This window comes from Conexibacter sp. CPCC 206217, assembly GCF_030646165.1.
Taxonomy (GTDB): Bacteria; Actinomycetota; Thermoleophilia; order Solirubrobacterales; family Solirubrobacteraceae; genus Conexibacter.
The window spans coordinates 444,156-466,836 of the sequence record NZ_JAUTDO010000004.1 but is presented as its reverse complement, the minus strand read 5'-3'; the positions used below and the strand labels follow the sequence as shown (position 1 = coordinate 466,836).

Annotated in this window: 27 protein-coding genes and 1 pseudogene; all 28 read left to right on the top strand. The window is 70.5% G+C overall.

The annotated features are described in order from the left end of the window. Window positions 1-15 precede the first annotated feature (15 nt). Complete coding sequence (locus Q7L65_RS13385) at window positions 16-567, top strand: flagellar hook assembly protein FlgD (RefSeq protein ID WP_304721858.1); 552 nt, start codon at window positions 16-18, stop codon at window positions 565-567. Then, the gene (locus tag Q7L65_RS13380; protein ID WP_304721856.1) at window positions 564-971 is read left to right on the top strand and encodes a TIGR02530 family flagellar biosynthesis protein; all 408 of its coding nucleotides are present in this window, start codon (window positions 564-566) and stop codon (window positions 969-971) included. Before Q7L65_RS13385 ends, Q7L65_RS13380 begins: the two co-directional genes overlap by 4 nt. Window positions 972-1,050: 79 nt before the next feature. Next, window positions 1,051-1,923, top strand: a complete 873-nt coding sequence (locus Q7L65_RS13375; protein WP_304721854.1) for a flagellar hook-basal body protein — start codon at window positions 1,051-1,053, stop codon at window positions 1,921-1,923. Window positions 1,924-2,015: 92 nt separating this feature from the next. Then, window positions 2,016-2,360 (top strand): flagellar FlbD family protein, encoded by a 345-nt coding sequence (locus Q7L65_RS13370; RefSeq protein WP_304721852.1) that lies wholly within the window; start codon window positions 2,016-2,018, stop codon window positions 2,358-2,360. Then, window positions 2,357-3,154, top strand: a complete 798-nt coding sequence (locus Q7L65_RS13365) for a flagellar motor protein (RefSeq protein ID WP_304721850.1) — start codon at window positions 2,357-2,359, stop codon at window positions 3,152-3,154. Before Q7L65_RS13370 ends, Q7L65_RS13365 begins: the two co-directional genes overlap by 4 nt. Window positions 3,155-3,156: 2 nt before the next feature. Further along, window positions 3,157-4,026: a flagellar motor protein MotB gene (locus Q7L65_RS13360; RefSeq protein WP_304721848.1), complete on the top strand. Its 870-nt coding sequence runs from the start codon at window positions 3,157-3,159 to the stop codon at window positions 4,024-4,026. Beyond that, entirely contained in the window at window positions 4,023-4,466 is a 444-nt protein-coding gene (gene fliL, locus Q7L65_RS13355) for a flagellar basal body-associated protein FliL (RefSeq protein ID WP_304721846.1), read from the top strand. Before Q7L65_RS13360 ends, fliL begins: the two co-directional genes overlap by 4 nt. A 9-nt stretch (window positions 4,467-4,475) precedes the next feature. Beyond that, window positions 4,476-4,856 carry a flagellar motor switch protein FliN gene (gene fliN, locus Q7L65_RS13350; protein WP_304721844.1) on the top strand — a complete coding sequence of 127 codons (381 nt, stop codon included), beginning with the start codon at window positions 4,476-4,478 and terminating at the stop codon, window positions 4,854-4,856. A 77-nt stretch (window positions 4,857-4,933) separates the two neighbouring features. Beyond that, entirely contained in the window at window positions 4,934-5,440 is a 507-nt protein-coding gene (locus Q7L65_RS13345; protein ID WP_304721842.1) for a chemotaxis protein CheW, read from the top strand. Between the two features lie 43 nt (window positions 5,441-5,483). After that, entirely contained in the window at window positions 5,484-6,611 is a 1,128-nt protein-coding gene (gene cheB / locus Q7L65_RS13340) for a chemotaxis-specific protein-glutamate methyltransferase CheB (protein WP_304721840.1), read from the top strand. Next, window positions 6,608-7,432 (top strand): protein-glutamate O-methyltransferase CheR, encoded by an 825-nt coding sequence (locus tag Q7L65_RS13335; RefSeq protein WP_304721838.1) that lies wholly within the window; start codon window positions 6,608-6,610, stop codon window positions 7,430-7,432. The genes cheB and Q7L65_RS13335 overlap by 4 nt, the downstream gene beginning before the upstream one ends. An 11-nt stretch (window positions 7,433-7,443) precedes the next feature. Next, a complete protein-coding gene (locus tag Q7L65_RS13330; RefSeq protein WP_304721836.1) occupies window positions 7,444-9,480 on the top strand; it encodes a chemotaxis protein CheA in 2,037 nt (678 codons plus the stop codon). Between the two features lie 25 nt (window positions 9,481-9,505). Continuing rightward, window positions 9,506-10,099: a chemotaxis protein CheC gene (locus tag Q7L65_RS13325; protein WP_304721834.1), complete on the top strand. Its 594-nt coding sequence runs from the start codon at window positions 9,506-9,508 to the stop codon at window positions 10,097-10,099. Between the two features lie 16 nt (window positions 10,100-10,115). Beyond that, complete coding sequence (locus tag Q7L65_RS13320) at window positions 10,116-10,637, top strand: chemotaxis protein CheD (RefSeq protein WP_304721833.1); 522 nt, start codon at window positions 10,116-10,118, stop codon at window positions 10,635-10,637. Then, window positions 10,634-11,635 (top strand): flagellar motor switch protein FliM, encoded by a 1,002-nt coding sequence (locus Q7L65_RS13315; protein ID WP_304721832.1) that lies wholly within the window; start codon window positions 10,634-10,636, stop codon window positions 11,633-11,635. The genes Q7L65_RS13320 and Q7L65_RS13315 overlap by 4 nt, the downstream gene beginning before the upstream one ends. Beyond that, window positions 11,632-12,549 carry a FliM/FliN family flagellar motor switch protein gene (locus Q7L65_RS13310; RefSeq protein ID WP_304721831.1) on the top strand — a complete coding sequence of 306 codons (918 nt, stop codon included), beginning with the start codon at window positions 11,632-11,634 and terminating at the stop codon, window positions 12,547-12,549. The genes Q7L65_RS13315 and Q7L65_RS13310 overlap by 4 nt, the downstream gene beginning before the upstream one ends. Then, window positions 12,546-12,908, top strand: coding sequence for a response regulator (locus tag Q7L65_RS13305; RefSeq protein ID WP_370552559.1), 363 nt, complete (start codon window positions 12,546-12,548; stop codon window positions 12,906-12,908). The genes Q7L65_RS13310 and Q7L65_RS13305 overlap by 4 nt, the downstream gene beginning before the upstream one ends. A 193-nt stretch (window positions 12,909-13,101) precedes the next feature. Further along, on the top strand, window positions 13,102-13,662 hold the full coding sequence (locus Q7L65_RS13300) for a flagellar biosynthetic protein FliO (protein ID WP_304721829.1): 561 nt from the start codon (window positions 13,102-13,104) through the stop codon (window positions 13,660-13,662). Then, window positions 13,659-14,303: a flagellar type III secretion system pore protein FliP gene (gene fliP / locus Q7L65_RS13295; RefSeq protein WP_304721828.1), complete on the top strand. Its 645-nt coding sequence runs from the start codon at window positions 13,659-13,661 to the stop codon at window positions 14,301-14,303. The genes Q7L65_RS13300 and fliP overlap by 4 nt, the downstream gene beginning before the upstream one ends. 10 nt (window positions 14,304-14,313) lie before the next feature. Beyond that, window positions 14,314-14,589, top strand: coding sequence for a flagellar biosynthesis protein FliQ (gene fliQ, locus Q7L65_RS13290; RefSeq protein ID WP_304721827.1), 276 nt, complete (start codon window positions 14,314-14,316; stop codon window positions 14,587-14,589). After that, window positions 14,586-15,386, top strand: a complete 801-nt coding sequence (gene fliR / locus Q7L65_RS13285; protein ID WP_304721826.1) for a flagellar biosynthetic protein FliR — start codon at window positions 14,586-14,588, stop codon at window positions 15,384-15,386. Before fliQ ends, fliR begins: the two co-directional genes overlap by 4 nt. A 3-nt stretch (window positions 15,387-15,389) precedes the next feature. Further along, complete coding sequence (flhB, locus tag Q7L65_RS13280; protein WP_304721825.1) at window positions 15,390-16,466, top strand: flagellar biosynthesis protein FlhB; 1,077 nt, start codon at window positions 15,390-15,392, stop codon at window positions 16,464-16,466. Continuing rightward, the gene (flhA, locus tag Q7L65_RS13275; protein ID WP_304721824.1) at window positions 16,463-18,610 is read left to right on the top strand and encodes a flagellar biosynthesis protein FlhA; all 2,148 of its coding nucleotides are present in this window, start codon (window positions 16,463-16,465) and stop codon (window positions 18,608-18,610) included. Before flhB ends, flhA begins: the two co-directional genes overlap by 4 nt. Before the next feature lie 67 nt (window positions 18,611-18,677). Further along, window positions 18,678-20,777 carry a hypothetical protein gene (locus Q7L65_RS13270; protein ID WP_304721823.1) on the top strand — a complete coding sequence of 700 codons (2,100 nt, stop codon included), beginning with the start codon at window positions 18,678-18,680 and terminating at the stop codon, window positions 20,775-20,777. Continuing rightward, the gene (locus Q7L65_RS13265; RefSeq protein ID WP_304721822.1) at window positions 20,774-21,445 is read left to right on the top strand and encodes a PilZ domain-containing protein; all 672 of its coding nucleotides are present in this window, start codon (window positions 20,774-20,776) and stop codon (window positions 21,443-21,445) included. The genes Q7L65_RS13270 and Q7L65_RS13265 overlap by 4 nt, the downstream gene beginning before the upstream one ends. A gap of 17 nt (window positions 21,446-21,462) precedes the next feature. Then, on the top strand, window positions 21,463-21,885 hold the full coding sequence (locus tag Q7L65_RS13260; protein WP_304721821.1) for a hypothetical protein: 423 nt from the start codon (window positions 21,463-21,465) through the stop codon (window positions 21,883-21,885). A gap of 30 nt (window positions 21,886-21,915) precedes the next feature. After that, window positions 21,916-22,131 (top strand): hypothetical protein, encoded by a 216-nt coding sequence (locus Q7L65_RS13255; RefSeq protein WP_304721820.1) that lies wholly within the window; start codon window positions 21,916-21,918, stop codon window positions 22,129-22,131. Window positions 22,132-22,288: 157 nt separating this feature from the next. Beyond that, window positions 22,289-22,681, top strand: a pseudogene (locus Q7L65_RS13250) (flagellin FliC); the annotation flags it as partial.

The following is a 22,681-nucleotide window of genomic DNA, read 5'->3' as shown; positions in this document are numbered from 1 at the left end:
GGGAGGAGATCAACGATGCCAGTCAACCCCACCGGCAGCGCGAACAGCGCTCCCTCCGTGATGGACACGAGCACGCCGAAGGATCCGTCGATCCTCGGCAAGGACGACTTCCTGAAGCTGCTCGTCGGCCAGATGCAGAATCAGGATCCGCTCAATCCGACCGACAGCGCCGAGTACATGGGTCAGATGACCCAGTTCTCGATCCTCGAGCAGATCACGAACCTCGGGCAGACGATGTCCGCGTCGGCCTCCAACGAGTACGACCAGAACGCGATCGGGCTGATCGGCAGAGAGATCACGTACCTCGGGCTCGACGCCGACGGCAGAACGCTCAGAACGTTCAACGGCAGAGTCGAGAGCGTGACGTTCACGAACGCCGGTCCGAAGCTGACGCTGACCGGCGTGAGAGACCCGATCATGCCCGTCTCGGTGACGAACGTGTGGGGCCCTGAAGGGGCGCCGGACGTGCCGCCGCCGGCCGAGGACGGTGGCGATCCGACCGCTCCGACCGATCCGACGGGCGACGGCTCTGACGACGGCGACACCGACCCGACGGCGAGAGTGTGAGCCTCAACGTTCACAACGCCGCGCTGGTCCCGCCCGGCGTCGCCCCGGTCGCGCAGCCTGCGCGGGTGGGCGGGCCCGACAGCCGCCGCGGCGAGCCGGCGGTGCAGGGTCCGTCCTTCAAGGACGTCCTGCGCACCAGTTCGCAGCCGCAGGGCGTGGAGTTCTCGCGCCATGCGCTGCAGCGGCTGGAGCGGCGTGGGATCGAGCTGGGCGAGCAGACGCTCGCGCGGCTGTCCGACGGCGTGCAGCGAGCGGCCGGCAAGGGCTCGCGCGAGTCCGTCGTGTTCGTCGACGGGACCGCCTTCGTCGTGTCAGTCAGAAACCGGACCGTCATCACGGCGGTCGACCCCGAGCACATGCGCGAGCACGTGTTCACCAACATCGACAGCGCCGTCATCGCATGACGCGACCGGCGCGAAACCACTGCGGCCGGACCTCTTCGAGGAAGCCGCGAAAGGAATTGATGCCCTCATGATGCGTGGCATGTTCTCCGCGATCAGCGGACTGAAGGTCAACCAGACGATGCTCGACGTGACCGCGAACGACCTCTCGAACGTCAACACGGTCGGCTACAAGTCCGCCCGCACGACGTTCCAGGACTCGCTCTCGCAGCTGCAGCGCGGCGCGGCCGGCGCCGGCCAGGGCACGGGCGGCTCCAACGCCCTGCAGATCGGCCTCGGCGTCCAGCTCGGCTCCGTCGACAACCTGATGCAGTCGGGCGCGCCGATGACCTCGGGCTCGCCGCTGGACGTCTTCATCCAGGGCGGCGGCTGGTTCCGCGTCGCGAGCAGCACGCCGCCGGCGGTCCCGACGACCGACTTCCGCTGGACGCGCGCCGGCAACTTCACGACCAACGCGGACGGCAACCTGATCACGTCCGACGGTCACTACGTGATCGGCCGCGGCGCGACCGCGACGGCCGACGGCAGAGGCGGCTTCACCTACGCGCCGAACGCGACCGACTCCTACATCACGATCCCGCCCGGCTCGACCGACGTCGCTGTCGGCCGCGACGGCGGCGTCACCTACGTGGACCGCGATCCGGCCTCGCCGACGAGAGGCCAGCGCGTCACCGCCGGCTACCTCGCGATGGGCCGTTTCGCCAACGAGGCCGGCCTCCAGCGCGAGGGCGGCTCCCTGTGGGTCGAGTCCGCCTCCTCGGGCGGGGCGGTCGTCGACACCGCGGGCGTGAACGGCAACGGCCAGACGATCGGCGGCATGCTCGAGATGAGCAACGTCGACCTGGCCACTCAGTTCACGACCATGATCACTGCGCAGCGCGGCTTCCAGGCCAATTCCCGCGTCATCTCGACAGCTGACGAGATGCTGCAGGACTTGGTGAACCTGAAGCGCTGATAGCAGCAGCCGGCAGTGTGCTCGTGCGGCGGACGAGGGACCGCCGCACGAGCCCTGCCATGCCGGTCCACATCCATGGAGGAGCCCGCACCGTGATCGTCCTGCATCGTCTCGGCCACAACGCCGAAGAGTTTCACCTCAACCCAGACTTGATCCTCACCGTCGAGGCGACGCCCGACACCGTCGTCACGCTCACGACCGGCACGAGATTCGTCGTCGCCGAGTCACCCGTGCGCGTGGCCGAGGAAGTGCGCACGTGGCGCACCGACATCCTGAGAGACGCGCTCAGCCGCCGACGCGACGAGGCCCCCTCGGGCCGTTCCGCGATGGCGCGCGTCGTCTCCTCGCGGATCGGCGACCGCCCGCCGCTGACCGCCGTCGACGGCAATGCGCCGACTGAAGATTCTCCGCCCACCGCCGATCACCCAGAGCGATGAAGGCAGCTACTGCACTCGGAATCGGCGTCGGCCTCGCGGGCCTCGCCATCGGCGGGATCATGGAGGGGACCTCACCGGCCACCCTGATCAACATCCCCGCCCTGCTGATCGTGCTCGTCGGCACCTACGGTGCGACGATGGCGAGCGTCGGCTGGGGGCCGATGAGCAAGATCCCCAAGCTGTACCAGATCACGTTCAGCCCCAGACAGCCGGATCTGCGCGAGCGCGTGGACCTGCTCGTGGGGATCGCCGAGCAGGCGCGCCGCGAGGGTCTCCTCGCGCTCGACGCGCAGCTCGGCGACATCGACGACGAGTTCACGAGGAAAGGTCTGCAGCTCGTCGTGGACGGCACCGACCCGGACCTCGTGCGCGAGATCCTCGAGGCCGAGATCGACGGCATGGAGGCCCGCCACAGAGCCGGCGCCGCGCCGTTCGAGAAGGCCGGCGGATACGCCCCGACGATGGGCATCATCGGCACCGTGATGGGGCTCGTCCACGTGCTCCAGAACCTCGCCGACCCGTCCTCCCTGGGCCCCGCGATCTCGACCGCCTTCATCGCGACGCTGCTCGGCGTCGGCACCGCCAACCTCGTCTTCCTGCCCGTCGCGGTGCGCCTCAAGGCGCTCTCGGAGGAGGAGGTCGAGCTGCGCACGCTGACGCTCGACGGCATCCTCGCCGTGCAGGCCGGCGACAACCCCCGCGTCGTCGCGGACAAGCTGATCTCGTACGTGCCGCCCGCCGAGCGCAGAGAGGCCGACGACGAGAACGTCACGCCGCTGCGAGAGGCGGCGTAGCGATGTCAGCCCGCGGCGGCGGACGCCGACGCAACCGCAAGCACGCCGGTGGTCACGGCGGGGACGACGAGCGCTGGCTGCTCACGTACGCCGACATGATCACCCTGCTGCTGGCCCTGTTCGTCGTGTTGTACGCGATCTCGTCCGTCAACACGTCGAAGTTCAGAGAGCTGCAGACGTCGCTGCGCGACGCCTTCTCGGGCAAGATCATCAGCGGCGGCGAGGGCATCGTCGAGACCGGGGTCAGCGCGACCAGAGAGACGCCGCAGTCGGTCGTCCCGAACATCGTCCCGGCGACGCCGCAGATCGCCGTGCCGAGAGACGCGAACGCGCGCGACGCGCTCGAAGCGCGCCGCGAGGACGACGAGTTCCAGAGAATCAAGCAGCAGATCGAGCAGTACGCGAGAGCGCACGGACTCGGCAACCAGGTCGAGGCCGTCGTCGCACGACGCGGCCTGATCGTGCGATTGCTGACCGACAGAGTGCTGTTCGACTCCGGCATGGCCGACCTCAAGGGTGCGGGCATGCCGCTGCTGGGCCACGTCGGCAACCTGCTGGCGATCGACAGAATTCACCCGATCCTCGTCGAGGGCCACACCGACGACGTACCGATCTCGACCGCGCGGTACGCGTCCAACTGGGAGCTGTCGACCGCGCGCGCGACAGAGGTCGTCCGCTACTTGATAGGTCGCGGCGTGCCGAACAGACGCTTCGGCGCCTCCGGCTATGCCGACCTGCATCCGATCGGCACCAACTCGACCGACGACGGACGCGCTCGCAACCGCCGCGTCGAGGTCGTGCTGCAACGACTGCACCCCGTCCCTCCAACTTCGACCGCAGCGTCTGAACCTGAGGAAGGCCTCACCCCATGAGAAAGAACGTCGTGATCCTCGTGCTGGCGGCCCTCATCGTCGGAGCGGGCGCCGCGTACACGTTCGCGAAGCCCAAGCCGCACGAGAAGAGAGCCAAGATCGACGGCACGATCTACGTGCTGCCGAAGGAGTTCCTCGTGAACCTGAAGGACGGCCGCTACGCGAAGATGAACGTCGCGCTCGTGCTCGACCACGGTCAGTCGACCGAGGCCGGCGGCGGGCACGGCGGCGGCTCGACTCCGCCAGAGGGCTTCGGCACGCTGCCGCAGGAAGCGGCCGTGCGCGACATCATCACCGGCGTCGTCACCGACACGCAGGGCGACGAATTGATCAGCAGTGAGGGTCGCGAAAGACTCAAGAGAGAGATCCTCACGCAGATCAACAGAAACACCGACGTCAGAACCGAGGACGTCCTGATCACGGACGTCGCCGTCCAGTAGGAGACCGCGATGAGTCACGAGCTGGAACTGCCTGCCTTCGACCGCCCCGTGGCGGTCAACGGCCGTAACGGGCACAACAACGACCTCGGCCGTCTGAGCGACGTGCCGGTCGAGTTGGCGGTCGAGATCGGCCGCACGCGCATGACCGTCGGCGAGACGCTCGAGCTGCGGCCCGGGTCGATCGTCGTGCTGAATCGAATGGCCGGAGAACCGGTCGACCTGCTCGTCAACGGGACCCCCATCGCGCATGGCGAGGTCGTCGTGATCGACGAGGAGTTCGGCCTGCGCATCACCGACGTGCTCGGTGGCGCAAACGGCGATGCTGCGCCGTCTGACGCGTCTTCGGACGCCTCCGCGCAGCCTGCCGCCGAAGCGCCCGGAACGGTCTGACGGACAGCGGTCGCTGCTCAAGAGCGACCGCTGGGTGCCGATCACCGGAGGGCACCCCGAACCCGCCGGAGAGTCACATGTCCGAAGGTCAGACCACACGCCAGCTCGTCGTCTTCTCCCTTGGCGACGAGGAGTATGCCCTGCCGATCACGCAGGTCCACGAGATCATCCGGTACACCGAGCCTCGCTCGGTCGCATCGGATGTCGACTGGGTCCGCGGCGTGATCTCGCTGCGCGGCAAGATCGTCCCCGTCTACGACCTCGCGTCACGGCTCGGATTCGCGTCCGAGCGCAAGGAGAGCGCGAAGATCGTCATCGTCGAGACCGCCACCGACATGGCCGGTGTGATCGTCGACGACGTCGAAGAGGTCCTGACGGTCGAGTCCGGACAGATCGAGGACGTTCCCGCCGCCGACAACGAGTCGATCGAGGCGATCGCCAAGATCGACGATCGACTCGTGATCCTGCTGAACCCCGCCGGCATCTTCGCCTCCGCATCCGCGGTCGCGGCAGCTGCCGCCGTCGAGGCTGGCAGCAGCGCCGGCGCCACCACCAACGGCGTCGCCGACCTCGTGACCGCGTAGCCACCCGGCTGCGCGTCCACGAACCCCCCCCGAGCACCTGCCGATGTCGAGCGCCACCGCAACACGGATCGTCGTAGCCGACGACTCCGGCCTGATGCGCCGCGTCGTCACGTCGACGCTGGAGCATGCCGGCTTCGACGTCGTCGGCGCCGCGAAGGACGGCGACGAGGCGCTCGCGCTGTGTGAGCGCGAGCGTCCCGACGCGATGACGCTCGACCTGGCGATGCCGGGCCTCGACGGCATCGGCGTGCTGAGAGCGCTGCGCCGTCAAGGCGAGCGCGCGACGCCCGTCGTCGTCGTCTCGGCCTTCTCGCCCGCGCACGGTGCGCGGGCCGTCGACGCCCTCGCAGAGGGCGCCTTCGACCTCGTCGCCAAGCCCGCGGTGGGCGACGGGATCGACCGCTTCACGACCGAGCTGAGCGACAAGGTGCGGCTCGCCGCCGCATCGCGTCGCCGCAGCCCGGGCCGAGCCGCCGCGGCCGCGCCGAGCGTCGCGGGACGGACCCGTCCGGCTGCGCCGTCGGCGCGTCCGAGCGTGCCCGGGACCGCCGCCGGCCTCGGCGGCACCAACCGTCTCGAACGGCGCGCACGCGCCCACAGCGGCACCCGCCGGGTCGTCGTGATCGCCTGCTCGACGGGCGGTCCGAAGGCGCTGGCGGAGCTGATCCCGGCGCTGCCGGCACCGTTGGGCGCCGGCACGCTGATCGTCCAGCACATGCCGCCCGGCTTCACCAACTCGCTCGCGGCGCGGTTGGACCGCGTCTCCAACCTCAACGTCCGTGAGGCTGCGGGCGGCGAGGCGCTGGACCCGAAGGTCGCGCTGCTGGCACCGGGCGGCGCGCACCTGCGCCTGGCCGAGCCGTCGCGCATCATCACGCTCAGCGACGCACCGGAGATCGGCGGTCTGCGCCCGCGCGCGGACCTGACGATCGCCGACGCCGCGAAGGCGTTCGGAGAACGACTCGTGCTGGTCGTCTTGACGGGAATGGGCAAGGACGGGCTCGAAGGCGCGCAGGCCGTGCGCCGCAGAGGCGGGCGCGTGCTCGTCGAGGCGGAGTCGACCTGCACCGTCTACGGGATGCCGCGCGCGGTCGCCGAGGCGAACCTCGCACACGAGATCCTGCCGCTGCACGAGCTGCCGGCCGCGATCGCGGCGGAGGCGGGCGCATGACCGCTACGGCTCCGCGCCCGTCGTCCGCCGCCGCGACGGCAAAGGACGATTACACGAGCTTCTGCGAGGGCATCCGCGCGCTCACCAGCATCGACCTGCTGCAGTACAAGCGCGGGCAGATGGAGCGGCGCATCCGCTCCTTCGCGCAGCGCCGCGGCGAGAGCGACCTGACGGTCTACCTCGGCCTGCTGCGCAGAGACAGAGGCGAGCTGGAGGAGTTCCTCGACCGCGTCACGATCAACGTCTCGCAGCTGTGGCGCAACCCGGAGCAGTGGACCGTGCTGGAGCGCGAGATCCTGCCCGAGCTGATCGCCCGCTCGAGCGCCGGCCGCGTCAGAGCCTGGAGCGCCGGCTGCTCCTACGGCGCGGAGGCGTACACGCTCGCGGCGCTCTTCCGGCAGCTCGACCAGAGAACGCGCGCCGAGATCGTCGGCACCGACATCGACCGCCGCATGGTCGAGCGCGCGAAGCTCGGCCGCTTCAGCGACGAGGACGCCCGCAGCGCCTCCAGAACGGTGCTCGAGCGCTGGTTCGCCCGCGACGGCGACGAGTGGCAGGCGAGCAGAGAGCTGCGCGCGCTGACGCGCTTCGAGGTCGGCGACCTGCTGCGCGTGCAGCCGCGACGCGAGGCGTACGACCTCGTGCTCTGCCGCAACACCGTCATCTACTTCACCGAGGACGTCCGCGACGCGCTGCACGAGCGTCTCGTGACGTCGATCCGCCCCGGCGGCTACTTCGTGATCGGCTCGACCGAGCGCGTCAGCCGCCCGCGCGAGCTGGGGCTCGTCTCCACCCATCCCTTCACCTACCGCAAGAGCTAGGGCGCCCGCTGATGGACACCTCCGAATATCTGCCGATGTTCCTCGCCGAGTCGCGCGAGCATCTGCAGGAGCTGAATCTCGCCGTCGTGCGCATCGAGGAGACCCCGGACGACCGCGAGACGGTCGACGAGATCTTCCGCATCGCACACTCCCTCAAGGGCATGAGCGCGACGATGGGCTTTGCCGCGATCGCCGCGCTGACGCACCAGATGGAGGACGTCTTCGAGCTGCTCAAGCAGCGCGCCGACGGCCTCTCGCGCGAGGCGATCGACGTCCTCTTCAAGTGCCTCGACGCACTCGAGGCGGCCGTCGAGGAGATCGCCACCGACGGTGCCGAGCAGCTCGACCCGGCCGCGCTGATCGAGCAGCTGAAGGGCTTGATCCGCGACCGCACGCCCGAGCAGGAGCTGGAGAAGATCGGCGGCGTCGACCTGCCCGACCTGCCCGCCGCGCGCGACCTCGCCGACGGCCGCCGCATCGTGCACGTCGTCGCGGACCTGTCCGAAGAGGCGCTGATGCCGGCCGTGCGCGCCTTCATGTTCTTCACCGCGATGACCGAGCTGGGCGAGATCGTCGGCTCGATCCCCGCGCAGGACGGCGTCGAGCAGTTCGCCGGCAGCCGCCTCGAGGCTTGGCTCGCGAGCGATCGCGACGACGAGGTGATCCTGGCCGCCGCGCGCAACGTCAGCGACGTCGACGACGCCGTCCTCGGCGACGCCGCCGAGGACCTGATGCCGCCGTCGGGCGAGCTGCTCGGCGCGCTGCACGCGGACGCCGAGCCGATCCTCGTCGGCGGCCCCGACGGCAACGGCGCCACGCCGGCCGCCGCCGCGCCCAAGCGGGTCGCGACCAACCACGCCAACAACCACGCCCACGCCGGCGCGACCGTCCGCGTCGACGCCGAGCGGCTCGACCAGCTGATGCACTTCATGGGCGAGCTGGTGATCCACCGCACCGTCGTCGAGACGCTCGCCAACGACGCCGACGTGCCGGGCATGCAGCAGGCGATCCAGGACCTCGCGCGCAGCTCGCAGGCGTTGCAGGCGATGGTGATGCAGGTCCGCATGATCCCGGTCGAGGCGGTCTTCCTGCGCTTCCCGCGGCTCGTGCGCGACCTCTCCAGCAAGCTCGGCAAAGAGGTCGAGCTGCGGCTCGTCGGGCAGGAGACGGAGCTCGACCGGACCGTCGTCGACGCGCTCGGCGACCCGCTCGTGCACCTCGTCCGCAACGCGCTCGACCACGGCCTCGAGCCGCCGGACGAGCGCGCGGCGGCCGGCAAGTCGCGCACCGGCGTGCTGGAGATCTCCGCCCGCCACGCGGGCGGCAACGTCGTCATCAGCGTCCGCGACGACGGCCGCGGGGTCAACCCGCAGCACGTCGCGCAGAAGGCGTTCGAGCGCGGCCTGATCAGCGAGGAGGCGATCCCCACGATCGACTCCCAGCGGGCCGCCGAGCTGCTCTTCACGGCCGGCTTCTCGACCGCCGAGCAGACCAGCGACATCTCCGGCCGCGGCGTCGGCATGGACGCCGTCCAGGCGAAGATCCGCGAGCTCGGCGGCGAGGTGATCGTCGCGTCGGAGTTCGGCGCGGGCATGACCGCCCAGATCCGCCTGCCGCTGACGCTCGCGATCATGAGCGCGCTGCTGGTCGAGGCGGAGGAGATGCCGTTCGCGATACCGCTCGACCGCGTCGAGCGCACGCTGCGGCTGGAGGACCACGCGGTCCGCTCCGTCGCCGGCTCGCGCATGCTCGTGCTGCGCGACGGCGTGCTGCCCCTGATCGACGCCGGCGAAGCGCTCGCCGGCCGCATCGTCCCGTCCGGCGAGGCGCACGACCACGCCGTGATCGTGCGCGGCCGCGACCGCCGTCTCGCGCTTGCCGTCGGCACGCTCGTCGGCCAGCGCGAACTCGTCACCCGTCCGCTCCCACCCGAGGTCAGCGACCGCGCCGCCGTGTCCGGCGGCGCCGTCCTCTCCAACGGCGAGATCGCATTGATCGTCGACTGCGACGCCTTGACGGCGCAGACCGGCGCCGTCCCCATCGCCTGATGCCGCCTCAGGAAGGAGCTACCCCGTGACCACGTACTCCGATCTCCAGCTCGACGCGATGCGCGAGTTGGCCAACATCGGTTCCGGCAATGCCGCCACGGCGCTCGCCAGCATGCTCGGCCGCGAGGTCGAGCTGTCCGTGCCGCGTGCGCTGGCCCTGCCGCTCGCCGACGCCGTCGACGCCGTCGGCCCGGCCGACAAGACGGTCAGCTCCGTCGTGCTGCCGATCTTCGGCGACATCAATGCGCTCGTGCTGCTGCTGTTCCCGACCGAGGACGCCGCGACGCTCTGCGGCCTGCTCGGCGTCGAGGCCGGCACCGAGGTCGGCGACTCCGCGATCGGCGAGATCGGCAACATCCTCGGCACTTCGTACATCAACGCGCTTGCGATGATGGCGAGCCTCGCGATAGAGCCGAGGCCGCCGCACGTCGTCACCGACATGCTCGGCGCGATCGTCGCGACGCTGCTGGCGGAGACCGTGGGCGAGACCGACAGCGCGCTCGTGCTGGACACCGGGCTCGCCGTCGCCGGCGTCGAGTGCGAGCTCTCGTTCCTGCTGCTGCCGACCTCCGGAGGGATCGCCGAGCTGCTCGGCCGTCTCGGAGTCGGGAACGCGTGATGGTCGGACGGGAGCGGTGAAGATCGTGCGAATGGGCGAGCTGGCAGTCAGCTCCGAGGCCGACGACGAACTGCTGACGATCGGGCTCGGCTCGTGCATCGGCGTCGCTGTCGTGGACCGCGCGAGAAGCGTGGCCGGACTCGCCCACGTGATGCTGCCGGACGCGGCGGCGGCCCCGAACGCGCCCGAGGGCAAGTTCGCCGACACGGCGATCCCCGCGCTGATAGCGGCGAGCGAGCAGCTCGGCGCACGGCGCGTGCGGCTGGAGGCCGTGATGGTCGGCGGCGCTCAGATGTTCGAGGTCGGCGTCGGCAGCGCGCTCGACATCGGCGCGCGCAACGCGGTCGCGGTGAGGGCCGCGCTGGCGAAGGCGCGGATCCCGCTGCGCGCGGCGGAGACGGGCGGCCGGCGCGGCCGCACGATGCGCCTGCACGTCGGCGCGATGACGGTGACGGTGAAGGAGGCGGGCGGCAGAGAAGTGGAGCTGTGGAGCGCCCCCTCGGGCCAACGATGGAATGCGGAGGCGGTCAGCCGATGAGCGAGATCCTTACGAACGAGCAGATCGCCGCGCTGGTCGAGGCGGCCAAGCATGGCGAGCTGCCCGACGAGGGCGCCGTCGGACGACGCGGGCGACGGCTCAGAACCGTCGACTTCGCACGCCCGACGAAGTTCACCAGCGAGCAGGAGCGGCGCATCGTGCGCACGCTCGACATGTTCTGCCAGACCGCGTCGGCGCGCCTCACGGCCGAGTTGCGCGTGCCGCTGGAGCTGGAGGTCATCAACACCACGCAGCTGACCTGGTCGGCGGCGCAGCAGCAGCTGCCGCCCGCATCGCTGGGCGTGCCGCTCGACGTCGCGCCGCACGACACGCGGATGCTGATGACCGCGGAGCTGCCGTTCATGCTGATGGCGATCGAGCACCTGCTCGGCGGCGCGCCGGAGAGACCGCCGCGCGTGCGCAAGCTGAGCGAGATCGACTGGGTCCTCTCCAGACGTCTGTTCGAGACGCTCACGACGCAGCTGTCGATCCAGTGGCAGGACCTCTCGGGCCAGACGTTCGTGGCCCAGGAGGTCGACACGCACGTCGAGGGCATGCAGATCGCCGCGATCTCGGAGCCGACGCTGACGGTCACGCTCGAGTCGCGCATCAACCGCCACTCATCGACGCTCGCGCTGCTGATCCCGTGGTCGTCGATAGACCCGGTCGCCGACGAGATCGCCGGTCGAGACGTGCGCACGCGCACTGACGACCCGCGCGCGGCGGCGCTGATCGAGGCGGCCCTGGCGGGCGCCAGCGTCACGATGCGAGCCGAGGTCGGCTCGATCGAGTTGGCGATCGACGACGTGCTCGGCTTCAAGCCGGGCGACCTCGTCAAGCTCGGCTCGCTCGCCGCCGACGGCGTCGTCGTCTACGCCGAGGACGTGCCGATCCACCATGCCCAGCCCGGCCGCAGCGGCTCGCGCCGCGCGGTCCAGATCGTGGGGAATCCTGCGGCCGAAGGCCTTGGATTCCCCCGAGAGGAGCTGTCGCAATGACGACCAGAGAAGCGCTGATGCGCCTCGGCGCCTCCACCGCGGAGGCGATCGCGAAGGTGCTGGAGAGCCTCTGCCCCGACGAGGTCGAGCGCGGCGACGTGTCGGTCCTGAACCCCGACACGAGCCCGTTCGCGACGCTCGAGACGCCGGCGGTGGCGGTCTCCGTCGCCTACGTCGACGGCGTCACCGGCGCGAACATCTTCCTGATGACGGCGACGGGCGCGCGCAGGATCGCGGCCTCGATGATGGGGATGCCGGCACCGGAGGACGACGCCAGCGAGCTGACCGTGCTGGAGCTGTCCGCGGTCGCGGAGGCGGCGAACCAGATGATGGCCGCCGCCGCCGCGGCGATCGGTGTCGTGCTCGGTCAGGAGGTCGAGATCGCGCCGCCGGAGACGCGTCTGTTCGGCAGCGCCTCGGAAGCCTCCGAGGCCTACGAGATGGCGCCGCACGGCACGCGCGCGACGTTCCGCGTCTGCGACGAGGCATGCCGCCTCGTGCAGCTGGTGCCCAACGCCTTCGTCGTGCGGATGACGCGCGCGCTGGACGAGATGGGGGTCGAGACGGTCGGCGGCTCGCAGGGGGGCGGTGCGATCGACCACGGTGGCGCCGAGTTCGACGAGCAGGTTGCGCTCGACGAGGCGCTGCGCGACATCCGCGTGCGCGTGTGGGCCGAGCTGGGCCGCGCGCGCGTGCCGTTGCGCGACGCGCCGGAGATGCCAGCGGGCATGGTGCTGGAGCTCGACCGCAAGGCCGACGAACCGGTCGATCTGTACGTCAACGGACTGCGGTTCGCAAGCGGCCAGCTCGTCCTGACCGACGACGGCGAGTGGGCTCTGCGGCTCGCCGACGTCGCCGGCCGAGAGGCCGAACCCGAAGTGCAAATCCCCGAACAGGAAGGAACGGTGTCCTGATGGCACGTGTGCTCGTCGTCGACGACGCTGCGTTCATGCGCAAGATGCTGACCGACGCGCTCTCCAACGGCGGCCATGAGGTCGTCGGGGAAGCCGGCAACGGCGTGGAGGCGATCCAACGCTTCCAGGAGCTGCGTCCCGAGCTGATCACGCTCGACATCACCATGCCCGAGAAGGACGGCCTGGAGGCGCTGCGCGAGATAATGGCGATCGATCCCGGCGCGAAGGTCGTGATGTGCTCCGCGCTCGGGCAGGAGGCGAAGGTGCTGGAGTCGATCAAGCTCGGCGCCAAGGACTTCGTCGTGAAGCCGTTCCAGGCCGATCGCGTGCTCGATGCGGTTGGCAAGGCGTTGAACTAGCAGCGCAGTCGGACCATCCGATCTGGGTCGAAGCCCCGGCAATTGCCGGGGCTTTTCCAGTTAACGGAGTGGGGCTGCACGGGCTTGATTCGGGCCCGTTTCAGGCGCGTTGGCGCGCAGCCTGCAGATCAGCGCTAAAGCTCTGCGCGAAAACGCCGATCATCGGGACGACTCTCCCTCGGAGTCTCCCTCGATGAATACGGCTTCCCTGCTTCCACGGGCGGCTGCGCTCTGCGCTGCCCTCATACTCCTGCTCTGCTCGCCCGCGCTCGCCGCCGGCACCAGAGACGTCGAGAGCACCCCGGTGCAGCTCGGCACCTCGACGACCCCTGCGGGCGACGCGGGCTCCGGCAACGGCGGCTCGATCGTGCGCACGATCGTCGGCCTGGCGATCGTGATCGGCGTCATCTACGGCGTCGCCTGGGTCCTCAGACAGCTCAAGCAGAGCCGGCAGCCGCGTGCTGTCGGCGGTCTGCAGGCGGTCGCGTCCGTGCCGCTCGGCGCGGGCCGCACGCTGCAGCTCGTGCGCGCCGGCAACGAGCTCGTGCTCGTCGGCGTCGGCGAGCACGGCGTGACGCCGGTCCGCACATACAGCGAGCAGGAGGCGCGCGACGCCGGCCTGGTCGACGAATGGGGCGATTTGATCCTTCCCGATGACACCGGCGCCGACGCGGCCGCAGCGATCCCCGCGGTCAAGCTGCGCAACCCGCGTCAGGTCGTCAGCCACATGCGCAGGTGGACGGTGCGGCGATGAACACGGTCGACGGCGATCAGGCGATTCAGGTCCTGCTGCTGATCGGCGCGTTCACGCTGATCCCCGCCGCGCTCTTCTGCCTCACCGGCTTCACCCGCATCCTGATCGTGCTGGGCTTCATCCGCACGGCGATCGGCACGCCGACCTCACCGCCCAACCAGGTGCTGGTGGGGATCGCGCTGTTCCTGACGCTGTTCGTGATGGCGCCGACGTTCAGAGAGATCAAGACGACGGCGTGGGATCCGCTGGAGAACCACAGAATCTCGACCGCGCAGGCGGTCGAGCGGGCGCAGGTCCCGCTGCGCGCGTTCATGTTCGAGCAGACGCGCACGAAGGACCTCGCGCTGATGGTGCGCCTGTCGGGCGCCAGAGAGCAGCCGAGAACCTATAGAGACATCCCGACGACGACGCTGATCCCGGCGTTCATCATCAGCGAGCTCAAGACGGCCTTCCAGATCGGCTTCATGATCTTCCTGCCGTTCCTGGTGATCGACCTGATCGTCGCCTCGACCTTGATGAGCATGGGCATGATCATGCTCCCACCGGTCTTCATCTCGTTGCCGTTCAAGATCCTGTTGTTCGTGTTGGTGGACGGCTGGGCGCTGATCACCGACTCGCTCGTCCGAAGTTTCAGCGGCTGAGGGTGGCGTGATGGATCAAGACACCGTCATGAACCTGTCGACGCAGGCGCTGGACCTGGCGATCAAGATCGGCGGGCCGCTGCTGCTCGTCGGCCTCGCCGTGGGTCTCGTCGTCTCCGTCTTCCAGGCCGTCACGCAGATCCAGGAGCAGAGCCTCTCGTTCATCCCGAAGATCATCGCGACGGCCGTCGTGCTGATCATCGCGGGCCCGTGGATGCTCGGCCAGCTGATGTCGTACACGGAAGAGCTCTACCGCTCGATCCCGACGCTCGTCGGTGGCGGATGAACACGACGCAGGACAGCGCGCAGCAGCTGCTGGCCGCGATCGGCGTCAGAAACGTCGTCGGCTTCTTCCTCGTGCTCGCACGCATCAGCCCGCTCTTCATCGTCGCCCCGCTGTTCTCGTCGCGCTCGGTCCCCGCGCGCGCCAGAACGATCGTCGCGCTCGCCTTCGCGCTCGGCCTCTACCCGCTCGCCGTCGCCGGTCAGACGCTGCCGACCGAGCTGATGGCGATCATCGCGCTGCTCGTCAAGGAGCTGCTCGTCGGGCTCGCGTTCGCGCTGACCGTCGCGATCATGTTCGCGGCGATCGAGATGGCGGGGTCGATCCTCGACTTCATGGTCGGCTTCGCGTTCGGCGCCTCGCTGGACCCGATCACCGGCAACAACACCGCGGTGCTGGCGAAGGTCTACAGCCTCGTCGCGGTCACGATCTTCATCGTCATCAACGGCGACGCCTGGCTGATCCAGGGCCTCTCGCGCACGTTCGAGATCGTGCCGCTGACGGCGTCGCCCGACTTCGCCTCGATCGGCGAGGCGGTCGTCGCCGTCTTCACGAACATCTTCGCGGCCGCGCTCGAGGTCGCCGCGCCGGTCCTGATCGCCTGCGTGCTGACCGACGTCGGCTTCGGCGTCGTCTCGCGCGTGGTGCCGCAGCTGAACGTCTTCGCGGTCGGCTTCCCGGTCAAGGTGATCGTCGGTCTCGTCGTCGTCGCGGCCTCGCTGCCGTTCGTCGGCAACTGGATCACCGACCAGCTCCAACTCAGCGTCGGCGAGGCGCTCCAGGTTCTGCGAGCGGGGTGAGGAATGGCTGACGACAGAACAGAGAGAGCGACACCCAGACGCCGCGCGGACGCGCGGCGCAGAGGCCAGGTCGCGCGCTCGATGGACGTCAACGGCTCGATCGTGATGATCGCCGGCCTGCTCGTGCTGTCGCTGATGGGGCCGAAGATGGTCAACGGCATGGCGACGTCGATGTGCGACGCGTTCGACCGCATCGCCGACCCCGGCAGCGCGCTGACCGCGCGCGGGCTGGAGACGCTGATGATGTCGACGCTGCAGACGCTCGTCTACGCGGTCGCGCCGGTCGCGCTCGTCTGCGTCGTGGCGGCGGTCGTCGCGAACGTCGGCCAGGTCGGCCTGAAGCCGTCGGCGGAGGCGCTCAAGCCGCAGCCGAGACGGATCGACCCGCTGTCGGGCGCGAGAAACATCTTCGGCCCGAGAATGTTCTTCGAGGCCGGCAAGTCGATCCTCAAAGTCGCCGTCGTCGGCGTGATCGTCGCGATGACGCTGATGCCGAAGATGACCGAGCTGGCCGCGACCGTCGGCACCAGCCCGGTGCAGCTCGGCAGCGAGCTGGCGGGCATGGTCTTCGCCGTTGCGCAGCGCGCCGCGATCGCCTACCTGTTCATCGGCTTCATCGACTACGCCTACCAGCGCTGGCAGCACGAGAGACAGCTGAGAATGTCCCTGCAGGACGTCAAGGACGAGCACAGATCGCAGTCGCTGCCGGCCGAGGTCAAGGGCATGCAGCGCCGCCGCATGATGCAGCAGGCGCGTGCTCGCATGATGGCCGCCGTCCCGCAGGCGGACGTGATCGTCACGAACCCGACCCACTTCGCCGTCGCGCTCAAGTACGACGGCTCCAAGCCCGCCCCCGAGGTCGTCGCGAAGGGGCAGGACCTGATCGCCCTGCAGATCAAGAGAATCGCCGCCGAGCACGACGTGCCGGTGATCGAGAACAGACCGCTCGCACGCTCGCTGCACGCCAGCGTCGAGGTCGGCCAGATGATCCCTGAGGATCTCTACCAGGCCGTCGCGCAGGTGCTGGCGCACGTCTACAGAGTCGCGGGAACCGCCCGCAGGAAGGCCGTCGCCCGATGAGCCCAGCACGTTCGAACCAGCGCGACGCCCCGTCGGCGACGGCCGCAGCCGCGAACTCCAACCTGCTGAGAAGGGTGACGAGTCAGACGGACCTGCTGGCCGCCCTCGGCGTCGTGTTGATCGTCGTGATGCTGATCATCCCGCTGCCGCCGGTCCTGCTCGACTTCTTCATCACGCTGAACATCTCGGCCGGCATCGCGATCGTCGTCTCGACGCTCTACCTCAGAAGAGCGCTCGACTTCGCCTCGTTCCCGTCGCTGCTGCTGCTGACGACGATGTTCCGGCTCGCGATCAACGTCTCGGTGACGCGCCTGATCCTCACGACCGGCGACGCCGGCCACGTCGTCAGAGCGTTCGGCGACTTCGTCGTCGGCGGCAACGTGATCGTCGGCCTCGTGATCTTCTTCATCCTGATCGTGATCCAGTTCGTCGTCGTGACCAACGGCGCCGGCCGCGTCGCGGAGGTCGGCGCCCGCTTCACGCTCGACGCGATGCCGGGCAAGCAGATGGCGATCGACGCCGACCTCAACGCCGGCCTGATCACCGACGACGAGGCGCGCCGTCGCCGCACCGAGATCGCACAGGAGGCCGACTTCTACGGCTCGATGGACGGTGCCTCGAAGTTCGTCAGAGGCGACGCCGTGGCCGCGATCGTGATCGTGCTGATCAACCTGATCGGCGGGCTCGCCGTCGGCATCATGCAGATGGGGATGCCGTTCAACGAGGCGATCCACCACTTCTCGCTGCTGACGATCGGCGACGGTCTCGCCGCGCAGATCCCGGCGCTCCTGATCTCGGTCGCGACCGGCATCCTCGTCACGCGCGCCGCCTCCGACAAGGACCTCGGCGCCGACATATCCGACCAGATCCTCAAGCAGCGCAAGGCGCCGCTGGTGGCCGGCGGCGCGATCCTCGCGTTCGCGCTCGTGCCGGGCCTGCCGAAGGTCCCGTTCATCGTGATCGGCGGCATCTTCTTCGCGATCGGCTGGATGCTGCGCAGAAGCGACGCCGACGCCGCGGGCGACGCGGCCGACGCGAAGGCGCTCGCCGACGCGGAGGGCAGTGCGGTCGCGCAGCCGCGCGACGCGGCGCTGGAGGCGCTCCCGATCGACCCGCTCGAGCTGGCGATCGGCTTCGGCCTCGTGCGGCTCGTCGACCAGCACTCCGGCGGCACGCTGCTGTCGCGCGTGTCCGTCATCCGGCGCCAGATCGCGACCGACCTCGGCATGGTGATCCCGCCCGTGCGGATCCACGACGAGCTGGGCCTCGACTCGCACGAGTACGTCCTGAAGGTGCGCGGGACCGAGGTCGCGCGCGGACGCATAATGGCCGGCCACCAGCTCGCGATGGATCCGGGCGACGCGGTCGGCCAGTTGCAGGGCGTGCCGACGACCGAGCCGGCCTTCGGCCTGCCCGCGACGTGGGTCTCGGACTCGCAGCGGGCGGAGGCGGAAGCGCTCGGCTACACCGTCGTCGACGGCGAGTCGGTGATCGTCACGCACCTGACCGAGATGATCCGCGCACACGCCGCCGAGCTGCTGACGCGCCAGGACACCAGACAGCTGCTGGAGCAGCTGAAGGAGTCCAACGAGGCGGTCGTCAACGAGGTCGTGCCGGACATGCTCACGCTCGGCGAGATCCAGCGCGTGCTGCAGAACCTGCTGATGGAGGGCGTCTCGATCCGCGACCTCGGCACGATCGTCGAGGCGATCGGCGACAAGGCGCGGCTGACGCGCGACCCGGCGCTGCTGTCGGAGTACGCGCGCCAGGCGCTCGGCCGCACGATCACCGCGCCGCACGTCGACGCCGAGCAGCGCCTGCGGGCGATCGCGCTGGACCCGGCGATCGAGCAGGAGATCGCGGCGTCGATCACGCAGACGTCCGACGGTGAGTACCTGGCGATGGATCCGGTGCGCGCGCAGGCTTTGGTGGGCGCGCTTCGAACACAGGTGGAGCATGCAGTCGCGCGCGGCAGCCGTCCGGTGCTGCTGTGCTCGGCGCGCGTGCGCCGCCACCTGCGGCGCCTCGTCGAACAGGCGATCCCGCATCTCGCGGTCTGCTCGTACAACGAGATCGCACCCGGCATCAGTGTGGAGACGATTGGAGTGATCGAGCATGAGCTCAGCACCGCTGAAGCAGCGTGAACGTTCGATGGCGACGGCCGCAGCCGCGAGCTCGCAAGTTGACGATCGACCGACGACGAACGGGCACGTGAGCGACGATCCGGCGCTGCGGACCTATCGCGGCAGATCGCTTGAGGAAGTGCTCCCGCAGATCCGCGCCGAGCTCGGCCCCGACGCCGTCATCGTGCGCCAGCGCGACGGCCTCGTCGGCGGCATCGGCGGCTTCTTCCAGCAGCAGTTCGTCGAGGTGCAGGCGCGCCCCGGCGGCCAGCGGATGCGGATCGACCTCTACGACGAGGGGCCGGCGATCCCGGAGCCGCTCGCGCCCGACGCTCCGCTGATGTCCGGCGCCTCGTTCGCGACGACCTCCTCGGCGCCGCTGCCGGCCGGGCCGGAGGCGCTGCTGCCGCCGGTCGCGCCCGCGCCGCCGGTCGCGGTCGCGGACGCTCCTGCGGAGGAGGCGGCCGAGTTCTCGCCACCACCCATCTCTGAAGCGGCGCCTGCGGCGCCTGCGCCGGCGCAGCCGGCGGCGCGCGTGCCCGGCTCGCGCCCGAAGCCGCGGCTGAGCGCCGCCGAGCTGCTGGCGCAGGCGAGCGGCGGCAGAGCCGGCGACACGCGCACGACCGCGGAGATCCTGCGCGAGCACAGCGCCAGCTTCGCGCGCCAGCTCGCCCACGCCGAGCTGGACGCCGAGCCGATCGTGCAGAGGGTCGCGACGGAGGGCCCCGAGGTCCCGGGCGCCCGCTACGCGCCGCCGGTCGACCCGTCGCGCAGACGCTTCGCCCCGCCGGTCTCGGCCGAGCGCCTCGCCGGCGACACCGTCGAGTTCCCGCAGAGACCGGCGCCTGCCCCGGCCCCCGCGCCCGCGCCTGATCTGCCGCCGGCCGCCGCGGCGTCCGCGCCGTCCGCGCCGGCGAAGCGCACGAGAGCCGGCCGCGCGAAGGGTTCCGCGGCCGCGCGCGCTTCCGATGCGGCCGCCGCGAGAGCTGCGAAGGCGTCTGAGGCCGCTGCTGCGAGAGCGGCGAAGGCTTCGGAGGCTGCCGCTGCGAGAGCCGCGCGCGCTTCCGATGCGGCCGCCGCCAGAACTGTCAAGGCGTCCGATGTCGCCGCCGCGAGCCGCAGAGCCGAGCCGGCCGGCAGCGTCGCGGCCGCGGCCGTGACCGAGCCGTCCGCCAGCGGCGTCGGGCCGCAGACGAGTCAGGCACTCCAGCTGGCCGCGGCGATCGCCGCCAACATGAGCGCCGCCGAGACCGCGCGCGCCGAGGCCGCCGAGCGGCGGCTGCTGCCGGTCCCGCGTGCGGGCGCGCTGACCGGCGCGCCCGCGCTCGGCCCGCAGCCCGAGCCGCGTCCGGCACCCGCGCCGCCGCGTCGCAGCCTCTTCGGCCGCCGTCGCCTCGGCGTCCAGACGAGACCGCGCCACGCCGTCGCCTCGCCCGAGGCCGTCGAGCTGTCCGGCACGCTGTCCGCGCGCGGGCTGACGCCGACCGTGGCGAGAGAGCTGCTGGTCGAGGCGACCGCGCACGTGCTGCCGTTCACCTCCGGCGCCGACGTCCCGGCCGCCGTCCGCGCGACGCTCGCGCGGCGGATCCCGGTCGCGCCGCCGCCGCGCCTCGGCGGTCGCGCCGTCGCGTTCGTCGGCGCCGGCGGCAGCGGCAAGACGCGCTGCAGCGCCGGGCTCGTCGCCGCGTACGCGCTCGGCAGCTCGTTCCCCGCCGCGTGTCTGACGCTCGCACCGAAGGACGGCGGCGCCGAGCTGAGCGGGCTGCTGAAGCCGCACGGCGTCAAGGTCGAGGTGGTCGCGAGCGCTGCCGAGGCAGCCGTCCGGATCGCCGAGCTGCGCAGCGAGGCCGTCGTCGTGCTCGACACGCCGGCCGTGGCGCCCGGCGACGAGGCCGCGGTGCAGCGGCTCGCCGCCGAGCTGACGCAGCTCGAGCTCGACGAGATCCAGCTGACGCTGCCGGCGACGCTCAGCGCCGCCGCCGCGAACGAGCTGGTCGAGCGGCTCGCGCCGCTGGCACCGACCGGCCTCTCGATGACGCACGGCGACTCGACTGCGCACATCGGCGCCGTCGTCGAGCTGTCGTGCGCGACGCGGCTGCCGCTGAGCTACGTCAACGCCGGCCTGGAGCTGCCCGGCTCGTTCGCGCCGGCCGACCCGCTCCAGCTCGCGGAGCGGATGCTCGCATGACGCCCGTGCGCAAGCGCCAAGGCAGATCGAGCGGCCCGTCGCTGGTCGCGCACCTGCCCGAGGTGCGTCAGGACGTCGACCTGATCCTGCCGGCTCGCGAGCGCTTCGCCGCCCGCGTGACGCGGATCGCGGAGGGCGAGATCGTGCTCGTGCTGATGCTCGACGCGCGCGACCCGCTGCAACTCGGCGACGTCGCCCAGATGGCGCTCGAGTTCCCCGGTCCGCGCGGGCTGGTGCGGATCGAGGGCCATGGCTCGGTCGCGGCCTACGACGTCGTCAGGCTGAAGCTGGCCGGTGCCTGCGAGGTCGTGCAGCGGCGCGACTTCGTGCGCGTCGGAGCGGTACGGCCGATGGCGCTCGCCCCGCTCGACGAGGACGGCAAGCCGGGCAGCTGGATAGACACGTTGACGGTCAACGTCAGCGGCAACGGCATCCTCGCGTCGGGACCCGACACGTTCCCGATCGGCACGCCCGTGCACTTCCGCGTGAAGGTCACGGAGGGCGACCCGCCGATCGAGGGGGCCGGGCGCGTGGCGCGCGCCAGCGACGAGGGCCACCGCGGGATCGCGATCGAGCAGCTGTCGGACGACGACCGCCGTCGCTTGGTCGCATTCATCTTCGAACGCGAGCGGATCGCGCGCAGAATGACGCGCGACGGCGAGCTGTGACCGGGAGGACAGGAACGATGGCAGCGAGTGACAGCCGCGGCCGACCGCGAAATGCGCCCGTCCGCGGTGCGAAGGGCGCCGCCAGGGGCGGCAGGGGCCGTGGCAAGAAGCGCGGCGGCGGCGCGGCGCTGCCGAGCGTCGCGAACCATCCGAGAGCGGGCGATCAGGTCAAGCGCGCGAAGGGCTGGGCGGGACTGGCCGGCTTCGCGCTCGTCGCGTTCGTGTCGTGGCGCGGCGAGGTCCCGGTCGAGGACATGCTGCTGCGCGCGCTCGCCGGCGGCATCGTCGCGTACCTCGTCGTGTGGGCGACGGCTGTCGCGATCTGGCGCCACCTGGTGGTCACGGAGCTGGAGGTCGTGCGCGAGCAGCGCGAGGAGGAAGAGGCCGCGCGCCGCGCGGCCGTTCCGCCGCCCGTGCCCGAGCAGCCGGCCGAGGTCTAGCGTCGTGTCCCGTCAGCCGGAGCCGCCGCGATGACCGAGCCGGTCAACCCGATCATCCCGAGAAACCCGAACATCTTTCCCGTCCCGCCCGTACTGCTGCCGCGCGTCAGTCCAGAGGAGCGCGAGCAGCGCCGGCGCGAGCGCGAGGAAGAGGAGGGCGGTCCGAGACCACGCGCCGAGCGCCGCATGCCGCAGGAGCCGACCCACGGGGACGACGGGCACGACCACGTCGACGTGAGGGTGTAGCGCCGGGGCCGGAACGCGCGCTCGACTGCTCGAGAGCAGTCACGTGCCAGCACTCGGATCGTCTGAGAAAGAAACCTAAAGGCCCGCCGGCAGCCGCCGATGACCAGGTCAAGCAAGGGCGACATGGAGTTGCCCGGGACGATCAAGGAGATCGAGCATGTCCCTTCGCATCAACACGAACGTCGAGGCGTTCAACGCGCACCGGAACCTCGAGGGCACCAGCACGAAGCTCGCGAAGTCGATGGAGCGCCTCTCCTCGGGCTTCCGCATCAACCGTGCCGCCGACGATGCTGCCGGCCTGGCGATCTCGGAGAAGCTGCGTGGTCAGATCGGTGGTCTGGATCAGGCCCGGCGCAACACGCAGGACGGCATTTCGCTGGTGCAGACGGCGGAAGGTTCGCTGACTGAGGTCCACAGCATGCTGCAGCGCGTCCGCGAGCTGGCGGTCCAGCACGCGAACGGCACGCTCGCGACGACCGACAGAGCGGCGATCGTCTCCGAGGTCACGCAGCTGACGCAGGAGATCGAGCGGATCGGTACGACTGCGCAG